Origin of the sequence: Avibacterium volantium (assembly GCF_900635775.1) — a bacterium.
GTDB lineage: Bacteria > Pseudomonadota > Gammaproteobacteria > Enterobacterales > Pasteurellaceae > Avibacterium > Avibacterium volantium.
Genome location: NZ_LR134167.1, coordinates 1489294 through 1507027 on the forward strand (window position 1 = coordinate 1489294; position 17734 = coordinate 1507027).

Sequence of the window (17734 nt, forward strand, 5' to 3'; positions counted from 1 at the left end):
CTCTTATCGCAGACGCGCTTGGTTAATTTCGGTTAAAAGTGCGGTGATTTTTTCGTCAGAAAAGATTTCTTCAATGGAACGAGATAATCTCATTCGCCAATTTGGATATTCCAATGACGTCCCTGGTAAATTGAAGGAAATTTCTTGTTCCAGTAAATTTTCTAACTGTACGCCAATGAGCTTGGTTTGGCTCTCCGCCAAATAAAGATAAATCACCCGCATTAAGTTTTGGTGCATTGCCATACTGAGTGCATCGCCCCAGTAATCATTAGGCAAATATTGATCACGGTGCAGACTATTGAGTAAGGCCTGTTTATCAATGACACGCTGATCATATTTCTGTTTCAACACGTCCCCTTGTAACACGCCAAGTTGGGCGAAAAGTTCCAGATCACGACAATGCCAAAAGCTACTTAAAGACGGAACATCGTGCGTGCCAACAGTAGCAAAGGCGTTAATTGGGAAAGCGTGCTTATCAGGATATTGCAAATTACGTTGTTCAAAATACAGCACAAAATAGGAAAAAATCTGAAATTCGTTTAATTTCCACCGCACTTCATCTGGCACTGTGCCTAAATCCTCGCCCACCACAAGGCATTGATTACGCTGGCTTTCAATGGCTAAAATTGCCATTAATTCAGCGAAAGGATAATGCACATAAAGCCCATCTGCGGCGGTTTTTTCAGGGGGAATAAGCCATAAGCGGAACAGTCCCATAATGTGATCAATGCGCAGCACACCAAAATGCTGCATATTGGCCCTCAATAATTCAATAAAAGGCTGAAAACCGCGGGCTTTTAACTCAGTCGGATTGTAAGGCGGAATATTCCAATTTTGTCCTACTGGACCGAGCGGATCAGGTGGTGCGCCTACAGAAGCATCAACGCAATAAAGCTGCGGTTCAGCCCATACATCAGCACTGCCCCTTGAGCTGCTTACGGCTAAATCGCCATAAATACCTAAGCGCATTCCTTTCGCTTGGCATAAGGTTTGCAGATGATTGAGCTGTTCTTGCGCCAGCCATTGTAACCAGCAATAAAACATCACTTGGTCTTTATGCTGACGGATTAATTTATCCCGTTGTTTATCATTAAGCTGTTGATATTGTTGCCAACCCAGCCAACCAATTTGATCTTCTTGCTCAATAGCTTGATGGGAACTTTGGCAATCTAAGCATTCAAATAAGCCTTGATATAACAAGCCTTTGCCCTGTTGTTTAACAAAATCCGAAAAGGCTTTTTGTCGTTGCTGCATTTTTGCCGCACGGCTACGTTGGAAATAAGCATAAAGTTTCTCAAGTGCGGTGAATTTTATCTGCGTAATTTCTGTATAATTCACTTGCTCTGATTGGCGTAACACCGCAAGTTGCTGTTGAATCTCTGCTTGATTCAGCCAATTTTGCACGGATTTACACAATTTATATTCAGGTAGATCGTCAATGGCAAGATAAAGCCAATTCAAATAGCGTCTTGATGCTGAACTATAAGGGCTTGCCCATTCAGGCACGGCAGAATACATTGCGTGCAACGGGTTAATCCCAATAAATTCCGCCCCATACATTACGCCCTTTTCCACCAAATAAGCCAAATCAGCAAAATCCCCAATTCCCCAATTTCGCGCTGAGCGTAAGCTATAAAGCTGAACATTCAAGCCCCACGCTTTTTGCTGTTGAAAAATCGCAGATTGATAGGCGGTTTTCGGGCTAACGAAAAGGCGAACGTGGTAGTTTCTTTCGCGGCTGGAAAGCTGTAAAAGATAATAGCCAAAAGGCTGCGCAGGAAAAGAAAGTTGATGATTAGAAAAGGAAAGTGGTGTTACAGGCTGATGTTGTTCATTAAATAAGGTAACTTGAAGAATATGGCTGTCGAGATTTAACCGTGCAATATCATAAACAATGGTTTCTCCCTCCCGCGCCACAAAAACATCATCAAATTGCACCGCACTTTTATTTTCTATGTCCTCTGGATTTTCTCGCTGTAAGGAAAGCAGCTCAATAAAATACGCCAAACTCTCTGGATTGGCATAAATCAAATTGCCATCAATATCATAATGAGAAATGGCTATGCCTAATTTCTCAGCCTTTGCTTGAAGTGTTGCGCTAATATCCATATGCTTTTCCAACAACCATAAATACTGGAGAATTAACTTCATTCTACAAATCAATGAGTTAAAAGCAAACGGTTTCCTTTAAATTCGTGATCTTCGTCAAATAAAGATTTTTTCTTTTAAAGACAAAAATTTGCTAATTGACAGAAATATTGCCAATTTCTAGAATAATTAAATTTTTCGAGAATAATTAAAGGATAAAAATGAACTGGTATTTGTATGTACTAAAAAACTATGCGCAATTTAATGGGCGCGCAAGACGTAAAGAATTTTGGTGGTTTGTGGCGGTTGATTTTTTATTATATGTAATTTTAGGTATGCTCGATTTTGTTTTACTTAATAACGATTTCGGATTTACTGGCGTTTATGGCCTTGCGACCTTAATCCCCTCTTTAGCGGTAAGAGTAAGACGATTACACGATACCGATCGCTCTGGCTGGTGGTTATTAATTGGCTTTATCCCTGTAATCGGTTTTATTGTGCTATTCATCTTTGCTTGTTTAGACGGAACACGGGGAAGAAATCGTTTTGGCGAAGATCCTAAAAATCCAATGAATGAGCAACTCACTCACGCTAAATTCACTATCTAGAAAATATATAGAAAAAGTGCGGTAAAAATTACCGCACTTTTTTATTCATCTTTACTCATCATCAATCACAAACTCAAACCAATCAATCACGTCTTTTTCGTGAATGCCGTTTTCAATAGGAATATGCGCGAGCTTTACGCTATTGGGATCGCCAGAAATTAACGGATGCCAATCAAACAGCGGTTTATTTTCATATAATAACCGATAGGCACAGGTGGCTGGCAGCCAATGGAAATCAGGCAAATTCTTTTTGGTGAGCTTGGTGCAATCTGGCTCAAGTTGAAAACGTTGCGCATAATTACCGCACTTCGCGGTGTCTAAATCAAGCAAATTGCAGGCAATGCGAGTGAAATACAGCTTTTTGCGCCGCCCACGGCCCTCAATAAATTTACGATAACAGCATTTGCCGCAACCATCGCACAGGGCTTCCCATTCTGCTTCATTCATTTCTAACAGCGATTTATGCTGCCAAAAGTTTTTTTCTAATTGCATTGTTATTTGTTTTGTTGCTGATTTCTTCAAAATTGTGTTGAATTATAACAATCCTCACGTTTTTTTCCTATGCAAGCCAATGTTAAACTGATAAAAATCCATCGACATTCATTGACTTTTCCCCCACTAGCCTATACTTTATAGCCTTGATTTTTATATTAATAACAGGAGCGTTTATGCAATCTCGTTTAATCGTTGAAGACAGCCGTCAAGAATCGGTGCTGGCCACCAATAAAGTGTTACGCAACACGTATTTCTTATTGGCGTTAACCTTAACTTTTTCTGCGGTTGTTGCTTATGTGGCAATGACATTAAATGTTGCCCCATTACATTTTGGTGTGTTATTGGTGGGCTTTTATGGCTTATTATTTTTAAATAGCGCCTTAGAAAACAGTGCGTGGGGGATTCTTTCCACTTTCGCTTTAACTGGTTTTATCGGCTATTCTTTAGGGCCAGTATTAAATATGTATATTGGCGCAGGTTTAGGTGATTTAATCGCCCTTGCTCTCGGTGGCACTGCGGCGGTGTTCTTCGCCTGTTCTTTCTATGTACTCAGCACGAAAAAAGATATGTCATTCCTTTCTGGTATGATGTTTACCTTGTTTATCGTGCTTGTGGTAGGAATGATTGCCAGCTTTTTCTTTAAAATGCCGGCATTCTATGTGGCGTTAAGCTCATTATTTATCGTGTTCTCAAGTATGGGCATTTTATATCAAACCAGCAGCATTATTCATGGCGGTGAAACCAACTATATTCGCGCAACCGTAAGCCTTTATGTGTCGATTTATAATATCTTTGTGAGTTTATTAAACTTACTTGGTATTTTACGCAATGATTAATTATTGCTTTAATTGGTAAATTCAGCGCCCCTTTTTAGGGGCGTTTTTGTATAATTAAACAGATGAATAAGGAAACAACAATGCTCAATATTAACGATACGATTATTGAAACCGATAACGAAGGCTATTTGTTGGATTTAATGCAATGGACGCCCGAAGTAGCACTAGCCATTGCAGAAAAAGAAGGGCTGAGCTTAACCGAAGCCCATTGGGAAGTGATTCATTTTGTGCGTGATTTTTATCAGGAATACAACACTTCACCAGCGATCAGAATGTTGGTGAAAGCAATGGCACAAAAATTAGGTGAAGATAAGGGCAACAGCCGTTATTTACAACGTTTATTCCCAGAAGGGCCAGCCAAGCAAGCCACAAAACTGGCTGGGTTACCAAAACCAGCAAAATGCCTATAGTTTGAGAATCATTCGCATTTACTTAATAAGCTTTATGCTTTATAATAGCGGTAAACGATTCATTAAAAGGAGAATTTATGTTGAAACAGTTCGCTACCATCGCGCTTTCTGCCGCAATGTTGTTTAGCCCCGCAAGCTATGCTAAATTCAAAGTGGTTACCACCTTTACCATTATTCAAGATATGGCGCAAAATATTGCTGGTGATGCCGCCAGCGTGGAATCCATCACCAAAGCAGGCGCAGAAATTCACGGCTATGAGCCAACGCCAAAAGATATTGTTAAAGCGCAGTCGGCAGATCTTGTGCTATGGAATGGGTTAAACTTAGAACGTTGGTTTGAGCGTTTTTTCCAAAATGTGCAAGATAAGCCCGCGGTTGTGGTTACCTCAGGCATTCAGCCGATTTTTATCGCAGAAAATGGCGAGAAAAAAATCCCTAATCCCCACGCGTGGATGTCGCCAAGCAACGCATTAATTTATGTAGAAAATATCAAAAATGCGCTGATCAAATATGATCCGCAAAATGCCGAAACTTACCGCCAAAATGCAGAAAATTACGCCAAAAAGATCCGCACTTTAGATAGCACACTTCGCCCTAAATTGGACAAAATTCCCCAAGCACAACGCTGGCTTGCCACTTCTGAAGGGGCATTTAGTTATTTAGCGCAAGATTATGGGTTTAATGAAGTTTATCTTTGGGCGGTGAATGCAGAACAGCAAGGCACGCCACAACAAGTGCGTAAAATGATTGATTTAATTCGCCAACATCAGATTCCGGTGATTTTCAGCGAAAGCACCATTTCACCAAAGCCTGCGCAACAAGTGGCGAAAGAAAGCCAAATTCATTATGGTGGAGTGCTTTATGTGGACTCCCTTTCCAACGCCAAAGGGTCAGTTCCCACTTATTTAGATTTGCTTAACACCACCATTACCACCATTATTGAAGGATTTGAAAATGCCCAATAATCAGCCCACCATTGAAGTACAGGACGTGACTGTTCGTTATAACAACGGACATACCGCCATTCATAATGTGTCTTTTCAGCTACAAGGTGGCACAACCTGTGCTTTAGTGGGGGTGAATGGCAGTGGGAAATCCACTTTATTTAAAAGTTTAATGGGCTTGGTAAAACCGCAACAAGGGCAGGTGTTGCTGTGCGGTCAGCCGATTAAGAAGGCATTAAAGCAAAATTTAATCGCTTATGTGCCACAAAGTGAAGAAGTGGATTGGCAATTTCCCGTATCCGTTTACGATGTGGTGATGATGGGGCGTTATGGCTATATGAATTTTCTCAGAATTCCCACCGCACTTGATAAACAAGAAGTTCAGCTTGCAATGGAGCGCTTAAATATCGCGCACCTTGCGCAGCGTCAAATTGGTGAGCTTTCTGGTGGGCAGAAAAAACGTGTGTTTCTGGCTCGCGCGTTGGCACAAAAAAGTAAAATTATTCTGCTTGATGAACCTTTCACCGGCGTTGATGTGCAAACGGAAGCAGCGATTATGGATTTGCTTGCCAACTTGCGTGAAGAAGGCTATTTAATTTTAGTTTCGACCCATAATTTAGGCGCAGTGCCAGATTATTGTGATCAAGTGATTATGATTAACCGCACCGTGCTTGCGCAGGGTAGCACCGCCACTACTTTTACTCAACAAAATTTGGAGCAAGTTTTCGGTGGTGTGCTGCGTAACGTGAAACTAAGCGGGCGTGATTTGCACGATGATGAAGACGAGCGCACCGTAACGGTGCTTACCGATGATGAACTACCTGCCGTATTTTACGGACAAACGAAAAACGATCCGCCTGCGCCAATCGTGCGTGATTGTAATCTGGAAGATTGCCCCTGTCGTACTGACAAAGAGAACAGCCAATGATCGCCTTATTATTAGAACCTTTCCAGTATGATTATATGATTAACGCCTTTGTGTTAAGCGCAATGGTGGGCGGTATTTGTGCTTTTTTATCTGCTTATTTAATGCTGAAAGGCTGGTCATTGATTGGTGATGCGCTTTCTCATTCGGTTGTTCCCGGTGTTGCCATCGCCTATGCCTTTTCTTTTCCTTATGTAATCGGTGCATTTTTTTCAGGAATTTTAGCCGCACTTTCTATTCTCTGGGTAAAATCCTTGTCCAATTTACGGCAAGATGCGGTGATCGGTTTTATTTTTACCACCTTTTTTGCCCTCGGGTTATTTATCATTTCCCTTAACCCCACCGCCATTAATGTGCAAGATATTGTATTAGGCAACCTGTTAGGCATTTCAACGGAAGATATTTGGCAAGTGGCCATCATTATCAGCATTTGTTTTGTGCTATTGCTGATTTTTTGGAAAGATCTGTTATTAGTCTTTTTTGATGAAATGCAAGCCTCCGCCGTGGGGCTGTCGCCACTTCATTACAAAATATTATTTTTCACCTTATTAAGCGCTTGTGTGGTGGCAGCTTTGCAAACCGTTGGCGCAATTTTAGTGATCGCAATGGTCATCACGCCGGGGGCAACGGCATATTTGCTTACGGATCGTTTTAAAACCTTAGTGATGATTGCGGTGAGCCTTGGCATAAGCAGTAGCGTACTTGGTGTGTACATCAGCTATTATTTAGACGGCGCAACAGGCGGATTAATTGTCTGTTTTCAGACCGCACTTTTCTTGAGCGCCTTTTTCCTTTCCCCAAAATACGGTATTTTACGCCATAAGCGCGCCGCCAATAAGGAGCAACATAATGAGCTGGGTTGATTTCGCGAATTGGTGGTTTGAGCCGCTTAGTTATCCCTTTATGCAAAATGCCTTGTTTATGGCGTTAATCATTGCGGTGATTTGTGCCGTGCTTTCTTGTTTCTTGATTTTAAAAGGCTGGTCGCTAATGGGTGATGCCATTTCCCATTCGGTTTTACCGGGCATCGTGTTAGCTTATGTGGCCAGCATTCCTTTAGCCATCGGCGCGCTAGTTTCAGGCCTGCTGTGCGCCTTTGGGATTGGCTATTTAAAGTCCCACAGCCGAATTAAGGAAGACACCGTAATGGGGATTATGTTTTCCGGAATGTTCGCGCTAGGGCTTGTATTATTCAGCAAAGTGGAAACAGAGCAGCACTTAACGCATATTTTATTCGGTAACTTATTAGGCATCACACCGCAAGAATTAATCCAAACACTGATTATCGCCGCCCTTGTTTTGCTAGTTATCTTACTGAAAAAACAAGATTTTCTGCTTTTCTGTTTTGACCCCAATCACGCCCGCGTTATCGGGCTTGCGGTAACAACATTGCATTACGGCTTATTGTTTTTGCTCGCTCTAACCATTATCAGCACAATGCAAGTGGTGGGCATTATCTTAGTCACTGCGATGCTGATTTCCCCGGGGATTACCGCTTATGTGCTAAGTAAGAATTTTAACAAAATGCTCTTAATCGCCATTGCAACTGCCACAAGCAGCAGTTTTTTGGGCATCATTTTGAGTTATCATCTTGATGCCGCCACTGGTCCAACGATTATTTTGTTGCAAGCGCTGTGTTTTGTGCTGGCTTTGGGCTATCGCAAACTTCGTCCCATAAAATAAGGTAGGCTACCGATGAAAACAACGCTAAGCACCAATGCACTGTATATTTTACTGATGGGGCTTGGCTTTCCGATTTTACGCGTGATGAGCCTGCATTTTGACACTGTCAATAACAATGCCGTGCGTTTTTTATCGGGTGGTATTCTGTTTATCCTGATCTGTACGTTCAAATTTAGAAACACCTTATTTGAGATTTTCAAACAGCCACGCTTGCTGCTCACTTTACTGTTACTGGGCGTTTTTATGCTAGGGAATATGTATTTCTTTATTAACGGATTAAGGCTTACTTCCGCCCTTTCTGGCAGTATTTTTGGCATTCTGGCAATGCCTTTAGGGATTGCCATAGCAGCGATTTTTTTCGCTGATGAACGGCAAAAAGTGAAACAGCGTGGTTTTTATTTGGGATCGTTGCTTGCCATTATTGGCTCGTTTATTTTTGTCTTGAATGGCAATCAGCAAGGGGGCGATCAGCAATTCGTCCTTGGTGCCGTGTTTTTATTTTTAGGTATTTTCATTCAATCTCTACAAAATTTACTGGTGAAAAGTGCGGTGCAAAAATTGCCTGTTTTTGTGATTAGTGCCTCCACCGCCACAATTGCGGGGCTGATTTTCTTAGCGCTTGCCTTATATTCTGGCAAAATTGCTGAACTTCAACACACACCAAAGCTAATGCTCAGCGCCCTTGCTTTGGCAGGTATTTATGGAATGGCAACGGGAATGTTGTTCGCTTTTTATATCGTACAAAAACAAGGCATTGTAACCTTTAATTTGCTCCAGTTGCTCGTGCCGATTTCTACCGCCATCATTGGTTATTACACCTTAGGCGAACGGATTAACCTTGCCCAAGCCTTAGGGGCAAGTGTTGTGTTAATCGGCTGTCTGATTGCGTTAAATCGCAACAAAGCCTAACCTTAAACGATAGATTAAGTACGGCGCACAGAAAAATCGTGGAAGCTCTCATTATCAGGATAGTCTTCCATAATCACTTGTTTTACCTCTGCACTGGGTGAGCCGCGCTGCAACCATTGATAAAGCTGGGTTAATTGTTCTTCCGAGCCTTTGGCAATCACTAAAACGCTGCCGTCCGAAAGATTTTTTACCCAGCCTGTTAGCCCAATTTTGCAGGCTTCTTTCCAAGTGAAATAGCGAAATCCCACCCCTTGCACACGCCCATAAACGGCAAATTTTTTGACTTTCATATTCCCTCCCACTGATCCAAATCATTCCAATGCCATTTAACCTCACAAATTTTAAGCAAAAATACAATTTTTTATTTTCATTTTTGCCAAATTAGAATAGCATAGCCAAGTACACTTTAGATGATTAAAGTGAATCAAAATAAAACATTATCCCTTATATGAAAGGAGCGAATATGAAATTTCGTTTTGCTGCATTAGCTACCGCAGCTTTATTAACCAGCACTGCAAGTTTTGCCGGTATGGTAACCAGTTCATCTAATGTTGATTTTTTAGCCATTGACGGACAAAAAGCAAGTAAATCTCTTTTAAAATCAACCAATTCTTTTAAAGCCGATGATGCGCAAACTCACCAAGTTGTGGTGCGCGTGAGTGAAGTGGTGAGATCAGGCGGTTCTGACCGTACATTATTTGAATCAAATCCAATCATCGTTACTTTCCAAGGTACAGCAGAAGATGTAGTTATTTCTGCACCACACCTTGAAGATGAGCGTGAAACCGCAGCTTATAATAAAAACCCTGTTGTTAACGTAAAAACTGTTTCAGGAAAAAATGTGCCGTTTAAGCAAGATCTTTTAAAACAAGAAGGTTTCTTACCTGGCTTAAATCTCATTGACAATCTTTCTGAGTATAACGCGTCAGGGGCGGTTGCTTCGGTATCTTCTTTTGCTACTACAGCAATGCCTGCAGCCATTCCTGCGGCAGCAAAAGCGCAAAAAGGCAAAATTACCGTACAAGGTGAAAATGTGGTGGAACAACAATTACAATATTGGTTCCAACAAGCCGACAAAGAAACACAAGCACGTTTCTTGAACTGGGCGAAAAAACAAAAATAATCACGAATGATTGATGAAGAAAAAGTGGGCTTTAGGCTCACTTTTTGCTATCTGGAGGAAAAATGCAAAATACCACTCGCCAGCTTGCAGAAAGCAAACATATTGCCTTGGTTGCTCACGATCACTGTAAACAAGATTTAATAAATTGGTGTAAAAAGCACCGCACTTTACTTTCTGCCCATACGCTTTATGGCACTGGCACAACAGGCAATTTAATCCAAGCGGAAACCGATTTACCCATCACCCCATTGTTAAGTGGCCCAATGGGCGGCGATCAACAACTTGGTGCATTAATTGCGGAACAAAAAATTGATGTGCTGATTTTCTTTTGGGATCCAATGAATGCCGTGCCGCACGATCCTGATGTCAAAGCCTTAATGCGTATTGCTACGGTGTGGAATATTCCTGTGGCGATGAATATGGCCAGCGCAGATTTTTTGGTGCAAAGTCAATTATTTAATCAAAAGGTGGAAATTCGCGTGCCAGATTATGCCAATTATTTAAAAGAGCGGTTAAAATAATGAAAATTTTTGCCTTTTAAGGATTGCACAAAGAATGAATAACTGGCTGAACGCAAAGGTTATCGCCACCATTCCTGTTTTTATTGCTGTCAATATTGCGGCTTTTTCCGTGTGGTTATTGGATATTTCGCAGCAAAGTATGCCGTTGGTACTCGGCATTATCGCAGGTGGTCTGGCAGATTTAGATAACCGCTTAACTGGGCGGTTAAAAAATATTTTTTATACCCTACTGGCCTTTTCGGTGTCCACCCTTAGCGTTCAGCTCACGCTCGGCAATGGCATTGCGTTCACCCTGTTAATGACGGTCATCACCTTTATTTTTACGATGATTGGCGCAGTGGGACAACGTTACAACACCATTTCTTTTGGCACGCTGGTGGTTGCCCTTTACACCACCCTCACCTATCAGCCTGAAACCCTGTGGTATCTCAATTCCCTATTAATTTTATTAGGCACATTGCTATATAGCATTACCGCCATTGTGGTTTATCTGTTTTTCCCAAACCGCCCTGTGCAAGATGCGGTGGCGAAATCTTTTGTGGCACTAGCGGAATATTTAGAAGCAAAATCCTTGTTTTTTGATCCTGATGATATAGATCAACTAGAAAGCAAGCAAATTACCCTTGCAATGAAAAATAGTCAGCTGATTAATGCCTTTAACGCGTGTCGCACTGCCCTGTTTTATCGTATCCGTGGGCAATATCGCCACACTCGCACCACGCAAATGATTAACTATTATTTTGCCGCGCAAGATATTCACGAACGCGCCAATTCCAGTTATTTTGATTATCAAGTTTTAACTCAGCAACTTAAGAATACGGATTTAATTTTCCGTATCCAACGCCTTTTAGAATTACAGGCGCAGGCTTGTCGCGATTTTGCGCAAAGTCTGCAACAAAACACCCATTACAGTTACAACGCACGTTTAGAACGTGCCATCACTGGGGTAAATCAATCCTTTGAACATTATGCGCAAACTCATCAAGATGATACGCAAAACACGGCGATCAAAACCTTAATTAATAATTTACAAGGGGTGGATTGGCAATTACGCCATTTAGGACAAACACCTGAATCTTCTGAAACGCATCACCGTTGGGTCAAAATTCACGATGATAGCTATGTGAAAGGTTTTAAAAATATTTGGCTCACTATTCGCAGCCATTTAAGTTTTGATTCGCAGCTTTTCCGCCACGCCGTAAGACTTTCTATTGTGGTTTTTGTCTGCTGTACCATCGTAGAATTTTTACAGCTTTCGCGTGGTTATTGGATTTTGCTCACCGCGGTTTTTGTTTGCCAGCCGAACTATGCCGCCACTAAATTACGTTTAAAACAGCGTATTATCGGCACGATTTTAGGGGTGATTATTGGTTCATTATTGCCTTATGCACAGCCTACTTTGGAGTTACAAATGGGCTTGGTGGTTGCCACTAGCACCTTGTTCTTCTTTTTCCGCAGTAATAATTACAGCTTTTCCACTTTTTTCATCACCTTACAGGTGCTAATTAGCTTTAATATTATCGGGATTGATATTCACTCGGCCCTTTATTCACGCTTAATTGATACCTTAGCTGGCTCATTTATTGCGTGGGTTGCCGTGTCTTATTTATGGCCAGATTGGAAATATTTACAGCTCAACAAAGTCATTCATCAAGCCATTCAAAGTGACGGCAAATATTTGTTGTATATCATCAGCCAGCTACAATTTGGCAAATGCGACAGCTTGCAATATCGCATCGCACGGCGAAAAGCGCACGAGTATGCCACCGCACTTAGCGCCACGATGTCAAATATGAACAGTGATCCAGAAAAATATAAAGATCACTTGCAAGAAGGCTTCGAAATGCTAAAACTGAATTATTCCTTGCTAAGCTACATTTCCGCCCTCGGCGCGTATCGCAAACACATTAAGCAAATTCAGCAAAATATTGATTTTATGGCAGAATATTATCCCATTGCGAAGAAATTGATTTACGCCTTGGAGCATATTGAATCCTTATCTCAGCCTGTATTTGACAAGCTACAAGAAAATATTCATCAATCCTTACAACAGCTCAACGAGCAACAAGGGGAAAGGCTAAGCCAATCTGAGGTAGGAATTCCTATTCAACAATTGAATATGATCAGTCAAATTCTCCCGCATATTTATGTGATTTTTCATAATAGAAAAATTGCACAAGAGAACTAAATTAGAAAGAAGAAAAGGAAAAAGAGAAAAGGCAAAGCATTTCGTTTTGCCTTATTCTTAAAGGATATGAAATAATTTTGTCTATTCTACTAGTGGGACAATTTTGGTTGCGTGAGAGCCTTTATCACCGTGTACAGCTTCAAAATTGACTTTTTGTCCCGCTTTTAACGAACGATAGCCTTCCATTTCAATCACAGAATAATGCGCAAAAATATCTGCGTCATTGCCTTCCGCTGAAATAAATCCAAACCCTTTTGCGTTATTGAACCATTTAACAACACCAACTTCCATAATAAACATTTAACCTCTAAATGGATTTTCTATCTCAGATAGAACTTGAAAACCAATAAAGCACTCGCCTTATTCCCTAATTTTTCGAGTAAATATTCAAATAAATTTCACTTTTTCGCAATAACAAATCTTCTAAAATCAAACAGAGATCACAAAATTTCTTTATATATGCGTTGCTTACACAGTTCAGCAAATAAAAAATTACTCCAAATTTTTTAATTTAGGTATGAAATTATTACTTAAGGTGAATGATTTTCTGCATTTTGTTGATGTTGTTCGCGCAATGCTTTTGCTACCATAGCAATGGCTTCACCGCTGCTTACGCCTTGCTCCATTAATGCCTGAATTTTTTCCACTGCTTCTTGCTGTTGTTCGTGGGTTAAACTTAATAATGCTTGATCTAACATATTTTTACCTTTATTCACTGAAAAGAAATCAGTAATATACCAACAAAATTTGCAAACACAACATAAGAGGAAACTATTATGCCTTTCAATTTAAAAAATCGCCATTTACTTAGTCTTGTGCACCACACGCCAGAAGAAATTAAGTTTTTGCTGCAACTTGCCAAAGACTTGAAACGCGCCAAATATGCAGGAACAGAACAACCTAAATTAAAGGGCAAAAACATCGCTTTAATTTTTGAAAAAACCTCCACCCGCACGCGTTGCGCCTTTGAAGTGGCGGCTTATGATCAAGGGGCGAACGTTACCTACATTGATCCAAATTCTTCCCAAATTGGGCATAAAGAAAGTATGAAAGACACCGCACGCGTACTCGGAAGAATGTATGATGCCATTGAATATCGCGGCTTTAAACAAGCGGTGGTCAATGAACTCGCCGAATATGCTGGTGTACCAGTCTTTAACGGTTTAACCGATGAATTCCACCCAACTCAAATGCTGGCAGATGTGCTTACAATGATGGAACATTGCGACAAACCGTTGTCTGAAATTAGCTATGTGTATATTGGTGATGCGCGCAATAATATGGGTAATTCATTATTATTAATCGGGGCGAAATTAGGAATGGACGTTCGCATTTGTGCGCCCAAAGCCTTGCAGCCAGAAGCGGAATTAGTGGCAATGTGTCAAGAATTTGCGCAACAAACAGGGGCAAAAATCACCATTACAGAAGATGTGGATCTTGCTGTAAAAGGCGTTGATTTCGTGCATACAGACGTTTGGGTATCAATGGGCGAACCGCTTGAAAGCTGGGGCGAACGCATTGATTTGCTATTGCCTTACCAAGTAACCCCTGCCCTAATGCAACGTAGCGGCAATCCTAAAGTGAAGTTTATGCACTGCCTGCCTGCTTTCCATAATTGCGAAACTGAAGTCGGCAAAAAAATCGCCGAAAAATACCCGCACTTAGCAAACGGTATTGAAGTCACGGAAGACGTATTTGAATCACCAATGAACATCGCCTTTGACCAAGCAGAAAACCGAATGCACACCATTAAAGCGGTAATGGTAGCGTCTTTAGCATAATGATTTCATTGATATTATAACTGCCACAAAAAATGCCCTTAGTCGGGCATTTTTTATGCTAATAATTCCAATAACTGCCCTACGGTATAAAATGAACCAAAAACTAGCAGGACATCATTTTCTTGCGAATTTTGCACCGCACTTTGTAGCGCTTGCTCCATTGAAGAAGATGAGCTTGCTTTCAGCGTTTTATTTTGTGATAACGCCAGCGCTTGCAGTTCGGCTAACAATTCTTCACCACGTTGTCCACGATAGCCAGACAAGCTAATACAATGCCATTCATCAATCACATCAAGCAGTGGTGAAAGCACACCTTGGGTATCTTTATCTTTCAAAATACCACAAACTGCCAGAATACGTTGTGTCGGTTGTTTAAGTGCGGTGAGTTTTTCTGCTAAATATTTTGCGGCGTGTGGATTATGCCCTACATCAATAATCACTTGTGGTAAGGCTTTTTCGTTACAATGTAACAGTTCGCTTAAACGCTGTCGCTGTGCGCTATTCAGCAGTTGGAAACGTCCTGTAAGTTGGACATTTTGCAGCGCGTCACGAATATGTTGTTCTGCAATGTTAAACGGCAAATAAGGCAACACTGCTAAAGCTGTGGCAGCATTTGCTAGCGGAATATGTGGAAAAGGCAGATTTTCTAACCGCACTTTTTGGCTTTCACTTTCACCATTCTGACTGTGTTCGCTTTGCCATTGCCAGCTTTGAGCGGTTTGACTGAATGTCCAATCTACTCCACGGTGACTGAGCTGACAATGCAGCTTTTGCGCTTGTTCCAGCATTGTATTCGGCACATCAGGCTCACCAATAATGGCTGGTTTATTCGCTCGGAAAATCCCTGCTTTCTCAAAGGCAATTTGCTCGCGGGTATCACCAAGAAAATCCGTGTGATCAATATCAATGCTGGTAATCACCGCAATATCGCTATCCACAATATTGGTGGCATCTAAGCGTCCGCCTAGCCCCACTTCTAAAATCACCACATCAAGCTTAGCCTGTTTAAACAAATACAACGCCGATAAAGTGCTGTATTCAAAATAGGTCAAAGATTGGGTTTTATTCTGCTCAATAAAGGCAAAAGAGGCACTATGTTGCGCATCGGGCAATTCTTGATTTTGAATGCGAACACGTTCGTTATAGCGAATTAAATGGGGGGAACAATACACGCCCACGCGATAACCGGCATTGAGCAAGATCTGCTCCAACAAGCGACAGGTTGTGCCTTTGCCATTTGTCCCACCAACGGTGATCACAAAAGGCGCGGGCTTGAGCAAGTCAAGCTGTTCTGCCACTGATTTAATGCGCTCAAGACCTAAATCGATGGCTTTAAAATGGCTTTGTTCCAAATAAGAAAGCCACTGCGACAAAGGCGAAGTGGCTGTTAAAGAAGATTTAAAATTACTCATTCTCAGGGAGATTTTCTACTAATTCAGCTTGCACAAAAGGAGAAGGCTTATTAGAAAGTTTGCTTAACAAGCTCGCAAGAGTTTCACGCATATCACCACGTTTTACGATCATATCAATCGCCCCTTTTTCTAATAAGAACTCACTACGTTGGAAACCTTCTGGCAGTTTTTCGCGCACGGTTTGCTCAATCACGCGCGGGCCAGCAAAGCCAATTAAGGCTTTAGGCTCAGCAATATTAATATCGCCAAGCATAGCAAAACTTGCCGAAACCCCACCAAGGGTTGGATCGGTTAGCACGGAAATAAAGGGTATGCCTTTTTCACGCATTCTTGCCAAAACTGCACTGGTTTTTGCCATCTGCATTAAAGAAATCAATGCCTCTTGCATACGCGCGCCGCCACTGGCTGAAAAACAGACAAAAGGACAATTGTCTTCAATGGCTTTTTCCGCGGCTTTAACAAATTTAGCCCCAACCACAGCGCCCATTGAACCGCCCATAAAGCTAAAGTTAGACGCCGCAGTAACCACAGGCATACCATATAACGTACCTGCCATTGCGATTAACGCATCTTTTTCGCCTGTTTCTTTTTGCGCTGCGGTTAAACGATCTTTATATTTTTTTAAGTCTTTGAATTTTAAGATGTCTTTTGGCTCAAGATCTGCGGAAATTTCCACCGCACTTTCTTTATCTAATAAAGTCAATAAACGTGTACGCGCATCAATACGCATATGGTGTCCACATTTTGGACAAACTTCTAAATTACGCGTTAATTCATCACGATATAATACTTGTCCGCAAGAAGTACATTTTGTCCAAACGCCTTCTGGCACGTTGGCCTTGCGTGTGTTTGATGCCGTATTCTTACTAAAAATTCGATCAATCCAGCTCATTTTAACCCTTTCTTATTCATAAAAAATTCTGCTTATTACACCATAATTTGCACCAAGATTCTAGCTTTTAAACGCTATAACTGATCGGACAAATAAAGTGGCCCAAGTGCATTTTGCGGAATGGCAAATTGTTCAGGATAATGCACTTGCACTAAATAAAGCCCTTCTGGTTTGGCGGTGGGCGCAGCCAACTTACGATCTTTTTGCGCGAGCAGCCAGCTTATCCACTCCACAGGTTGACGCCCTGCCCCCACTTCCATTAAGCTGCCTACAATATTTCGCACCATATGATGAACAAAGGCATTGGCTTGAATATCCACAATAATATATTTTCCTTGTCTAATCACATTCAAATGATGCACATTTCGCCACGGTGTATTGGATTGACATTGTGCCGCACGGAAAGAAGAAAAATCATTTTCGCCCAACAATGCCTGCCCTGCTTGATGCATTAATGCGTGATCTAACGGCTGATGATAATGGGTGCCCCCTTCTGGTAAAATCGCCGAACGTAATTTATTGTTATAAATTACATAGCGGTAACGGCGCGCAGTAGCGCTAAAACGCGCGTGAAAATCCTCATCAACCTGCTTTGCCCAAGATACTGCAATATCATCGGGCAAATTGGCATTTACCCCAAAACTCCACGCACTTTCTGCACGAATGGCACTGGTTTCAAAATGCACCACCTGCCCTGTTGCGTGTACGCCAGAATCCGTCCGCCCCGCACAGAAAATTTGACAGTCTTCATTGGCCACAAAAGAAATGGCTTTTTCCAACCGCTCTTGCACGCTGGCAACACTCTCCTGCCGTTGCCAGCCAAAATAATGCTTGCCGTTATATTCAATACCTAGGGCAATTTTCATTTTTCTATCCTAATTTCATCTAATGGGCTGGCATTATAAAGTAAATTTATTGC

The 17734-nt window shown here is 41.5% G+C and carries 20 protein-coding genes; 12 read left to right on the forward strand and 8 right to left on the reverse strand.

Going from position 1 to position 17734, the window contains the following annotated elements; all coding sequences use genetic code 11:
• Positions 1-3: 3 nt before the first annotated feature.
• A complete protein-coding gene (gene malQ / locus ELZ61_RS07185; protein ID WP_126373627.1) occupies positions 4-2109 on the reverse strand; it encodes a 4-alpha-glucanotransferase in 2106 nt (701 codons plus the stop codon).
• 200 nt (positions 2110-2309) lie between these two features.
• Here malQ and ELZ61_RS07190 point away from each other — a divergent pair, with 200 nt between their 5' ends.
• Positions 2310-2696 carry a DUF805 domain-containing protein gene (locus tag ELZ61_RS07190; RefSeq protein WP_126372515.1) on the forward strand — a complete coding sequence of 129 codons (387 nt, stop codon included), beginning with the start codon at positions 2310-2312 and terminating at the stop codon, positions 2694-2696.
• A 51-nt stretch (positions 2697-2747) separates the two neighbouring features.
• Here the strand turns inward: ELZ61_RS07190 and ELZ61_RS07195 are convergent, their stop codons facing one another.
• Complete coding sequence (locus ELZ61_RS07195; RefSeq protein ID WP_126372517.1) at positions 2748-3188, reverse strand: YcgN family cysteine cluster protein; 441 nt, start codon at positions 3186-3188, stop codon at positions 2748-2750.
• Positions 3189-3364: 176 nt separating this feature from the next.
• On the opposite strand from ELZ61_RS07195, the gene ELZ61_RS07200 reads away from it, so the two are divergent.
• The 7 genes from ELZ61_RS07200 (at position 3365) to ELZ61_RS07230 (ending at position 8898) form a co-directional block, all read left to right on the forward strand.
• Complete coding sequence (locus ELZ61_RS07200) at positions 3365-4027, forward strand: Bax inhibitor-1/YccA family protein (protein ID WP_103852869.1); 663 nt, start codon at positions 3365-3367, stop codon at positions 4025-4027.
• A gap of 80 nt (positions 4028-4107) precedes the next feature.
• On the forward strand, positions 4108-4437 hold the full coding sequence (locus ELZ61_RS07205) for a TusE/DsrC/DsvC family sulfur relay protein (protein WP_126372519.1): 330 nt from the start codon (positions 4108-4110) through the stop codon (positions 4435-4437).
• A gap of 77 nt (positions 4438-4514) precedes the next feature.
• Positions 4515-5402: a metal ABC transporter substrate-binding protein gene (locus ELZ61_RS07210; protein ID WP_126372521.1), complete on the forward strand. Its 888-nt coding sequence runs from the start codon at positions 4515-4517 to the stop codon at positions 5400-5402.
• Positions 5392-6309, forward strand: coding sequence for an ATP-binding cassette domain-containing protein (locus ELZ61_RS07215; protein ID WP_103855926.1), 918 nt, complete (start codon positions 5392-5394; stop codon positions 6307-6309). Before ELZ61_RS07210 ends, ELZ61_RS07215 begins: the two co-directional genes overlap by 11 nt.
• A complete protein-coding gene (locus tag ELZ61_RS07220) occupies positions 6306-7169 on the forward strand; it encodes a metal ABC transporter permease (RefSeq protein ID WP_103852873.1) in 864 nt (287 codons plus the stop codon). The genes ELZ61_RS07215 and ELZ61_RS07220 overlap by 4 nt, the downstream gene beginning before the upstream one ends.
• A complete protein-coding gene (locus ELZ61_RS07225; protein WP_126372523.1) occupies positions 7156-7989 on the forward strand; it encodes a metal ABC transporter permease in 834 nt (277 codons plus the stop codon). The genes ELZ61_RS07220 and ELZ61_RS07225 overlap by 14 nt, the downstream gene beginning before the upstream one ends.
• Before the next feature lie 12 nt (positions 7990-8001).
• Entirely contained in the window at positions 8002-8898 is an 897-nt protein-coding gene (locus ELZ61_RS07230; protein WP_126372525.1) for a DMT family transporter, read from the forward strand.
• A gap of 14 nt (positions 8899-8912) precedes the next feature.
• Here ELZ61_RS07230 and ELZ61_RS07235 read toward each other — a convergent pair whose 3' ends face one another.
• Positions 8913-9188 carry an acylphosphatase gene (locus tag ELZ61_RS07235; RefSeq protein WP_126372527.1) on the reverse strand — a complete coding sequence of 92 codons (276 nt, stop codon included), beginning with the start codon at positions 9186-9188 and terminating at the stop codon, positions 8913-8915.
• 173 nt (positions 9189-9361) lie between these two features.
• On the opposite strand from ELZ61_RS07235, the gene ELZ61_RS07240 reads away from it, so the two are divergent.
• From ELZ61_RS07240 to yccS, 3 genes are all read left to right on the forward strand, one after another.
• Entirely contained in the window at positions 9362-10021 is a 660-nt protein-coding gene (locus ELZ61_RS07240; RefSeq protein ID WP_126372529.1) for a curli polymerization inhibitor CsgI-related protein, read from the forward strand.
• A 62-nt stretch (positions 10022-10083) separates the two neighbouring features.
• A complete protein-coding gene (gene mgsA / locus ELZ61_RS07245) occupies positions 10084-10542 on the forward strand; it encodes a methylglyoxal synthase (RefSeq protein WP_115249610.1) in 459 nt (152 codons plus the stop codon).
• 34 nt (positions 10543-10576) lie between these two features.
• Positions 10577-12730 carry a YccS family putative transporter gene (gene yccS, locus ELZ61_RS07250; protein ID WP_126372531.1) on the forward strand — a complete coding sequence of 718 codons (2154 nt, stop codon included), beginning with the start codon at positions 10577-10579 and terminating at the stop codon, positions 12728-12730.
• An 81-nt stretch (positions 12731-12811) separates the two neighbouring features.
• On the opposite strand, the gene cspD is transcribed toward yccS, so the two are convergent.
• Both cspD and ELZ61_RS07260 read right to left on the reverse strand, forming a co-directional pair.
• A complete protein-coding gene (gene cspD / locus ELZ61_RS07255) occupies positions 12812-13021 on the reverse strand; it encodes a cold shock domain-containing protein CspD (RefSeq protein WP_126373629.1) in 210 nt (69 codons plus the stop codon).
• A 239-nt stretch (positions 13022-13260) separates the two neighbouring features.
• Positions 13261-13428, reverse strand: coding sequence for a YoaH family protein (locus tag ELZ61_RS07260; RefSeq protein ID WP_126372533.1), 168 nt, complete (start codon positions 13426-13428; stop codon positions 13261-13263).
• Between the two features lie 78 nt (positions 13429-13506).
• On the opposite strand from ELZ61_RS07260, the gene ELZ61_RS07265 reads away from it, so the two are divergent.
• Positions 13507-14511, forward strand: a complete 1005-nt coding sequence (locus tag ELZ61_RS07265; protein WP_103852881.1) for an ornithine carbamoyltransferase — start codon at positions 13507-13509, stop codon at positions 14509-14511.
• A 53-nt stretch (positions 14512-14564) separates the two neighbouring features.
• Here ELZ61_RS07265 and folC read toward each other — a convergent pair whose 3' ends face one another.
• From folC to truA, 3 genes are all read right to left on the reverse strand, one after another.
• Positions 14565-15923 carry a bifunctional tetrahydrofolate synthase/dihydrofolate synthase gene (folC, locus tag ELZ61_RS07270; RefSeq protein WP_126372535.1) on the reverse strand — a complete coding sequence of 453 codons (1359 nt, stop codon included), beginning with the start codon at positions 15921-15923 and terminating at the stop codon, positions 14565-14567.
• Positions 15916-16815: an acetyl-CoA carboxylase, carboxyltransferase subunit beta gene (gene accD, locus ELZ61_RS07275; RefSeq protein ID WP_126372537.1), complete on the reverse strand. Its 900-nt coding sequence runs from the start codon at positions 16813-16815 to the stop codon at positions 15916-15918. Before accD ends, folC begins: the two co-directional genes overlap by 8 nt.
• A 74-nt stretch (positions 16816-16889) precedes the next feature.
• Positions 16890-17681 (reverse strand): tRNA pseudouridine(38-40) synthase TruA, encoded by a 792-nt coding sequence (gene truA / locus ELZ61_RS07280; protein ID WP_126372539.1) that lies wholly within the window; start codon positions 17679-17681, stop codon positions 16890-16892.
• Positions 17682-17734: the final 53 nt, after the last annotated feature.

What these genes read in the sequence shown, in the direction of transcription:
- ELZ61_RS07210 (WP_126372521.1), top strand. Translation starts at nt 4,515, where the DNA reads ATGTTGAAACAGTTCGCTACCATCGCGCTTTCTGCCGCAATGTTGTTT.
- ELZ61_RS07215 (WP_103855926.1), top strand. Translation starts at nt 5,392, where the DNA reads ATGCCCAATAATCAGCCCACCATTGAAGTACAGGACGTGACTGTTCGT.
- ELZ61_RS07190 (WP_126372515.1), top strand. Translation starts at nt 2,310, where the DNA reads ATGAACTGGTATTTGTATGTACTAAAAAACTATGCGCAATTTAATGGG.
- ELZ61_RS07230 (WP_126372525.1), top strand. Translation starts at nt 8,002, where the DNA reads ATGAAAACAACGCTAAGCACCAATGCACTGTATATTTTACTGATGGGG.
- ELZ61_RS07235 (WP_126372527.1), bottom strand. Translation starts at nt 9,188, where the DNA reads ATGAAAGTCAAAAAATTTGCCGTTTATGGGCGTGTGCAAGGGGTGGGA.
- ELZ61_RS07220 (WP_103852873.1), top strand. Translation starts at nt 6,306, where the DNA reads ATGATCGCCTTATTATTAGAACCTTTCCAGTATGATTATATGATTAAC.
- ELZ61_RS07195 (WP_126372517.1), bottom strand. Translation starts at nt 3,188, where the DNA reads ATGCAATTAGAAAAAAACTTTTGGCAGCATAAATCGCTGTTAGAAATG.
- mgsA (WP_115249610.1), top strand. Translation starts at nt 10,084, where the DNA reads ATGCAAAATACCACTCGCCAGCTTGCAGAAAGCAAACATATTGCCTTG.
- folC (WP_126372535.1), bottom strand. Translation starts at nt 15,923, where the DNA reads ATGAGTAATTTTAAATCTTCTTTAACAGCCACTTCGCCTTTGTCGCAG.
- ELZ61_RS07200 (WP_103852869.1), top strand. Translation starts at nt 3,365, where the DNA reads ATGCAATCTCGTTTAATCGTTGAAGACAGCCGTCAAGAATCGGTGCTG.
- ELZ61_RS07205 (WP_126372519.1), top strand. Translation starts at nt 4,108, where the DNA reads ATGCTCAATATTAACGATACGATTATTGAAACCGATAACGAAGGCTAT.
- malQ (WP_126373627.1), bottom strand. Translation starts at nt 2,109, where the DNA reads ATGGATATTAGCGCAACACTTCAAGCAAAGGCTGAGAAATTAGGCATA.
- ELZ61_RS07225 (WP_126372523.1), top strand. Translation starts at nt 7,156, where the DNA reads ATGAGCTGGGTTGATTTCGCGAATTGGTGGTTTGAGCCGCTTAGTTAT.
- cspD (WP_126373629.1), bottom strand. Translation starts at nt 13,021, where the DNA reads ATGGAAGTTGGTGTTGTTAAATGGTTCAATAACGCAAAAGGGTTTGGA.
- ELZ61_RS07265 (WP_103852881.1), top strand. Translation starts at nt 13,507, where the DNA reads ATGCCTTTCAATTTAAAAAATCGCCATTTACTTAGTCTTGTGCACCAC.
- ELZ61_RS07240 (WP_126372529.1), top strand. Translation starts at nt 9,362, where the DNA reads ATGAAATTTCGTTTTGCTGCATTAGCTACCGCAGCTTTATTAACCAGC.
- truA (WP_126372539.1), bottom strand. Translation starts at nt 17,681, where the DNA reads ATGAAAATTGCCCTAGGTATTGAATATAACGGCAAGCATTATTTTGGC.
- yccS (WP_126372531.1), top strand. Translation starts at nt 10,577, where the DNA reads ATGAATAACTGGCTGAACGCAAAGGTTATCGCCACCATTCCTGTTTTT.
- ELZ61_RS07260 (WP_126372533.1), bottom strand. Translation starts at nt 13,428, where the DNA reads ATGTTAGATCAAGCATTATTAAGTTTAACCCACGAACAACAGCAAGAA.
- accD (WP_126372537.1), bottom strand. Translation starts at nt 16,815, where the DNA reads ATGAGCTGGATTGATCGAATTTTTAGTAAGAATACGGCATCAAACACA.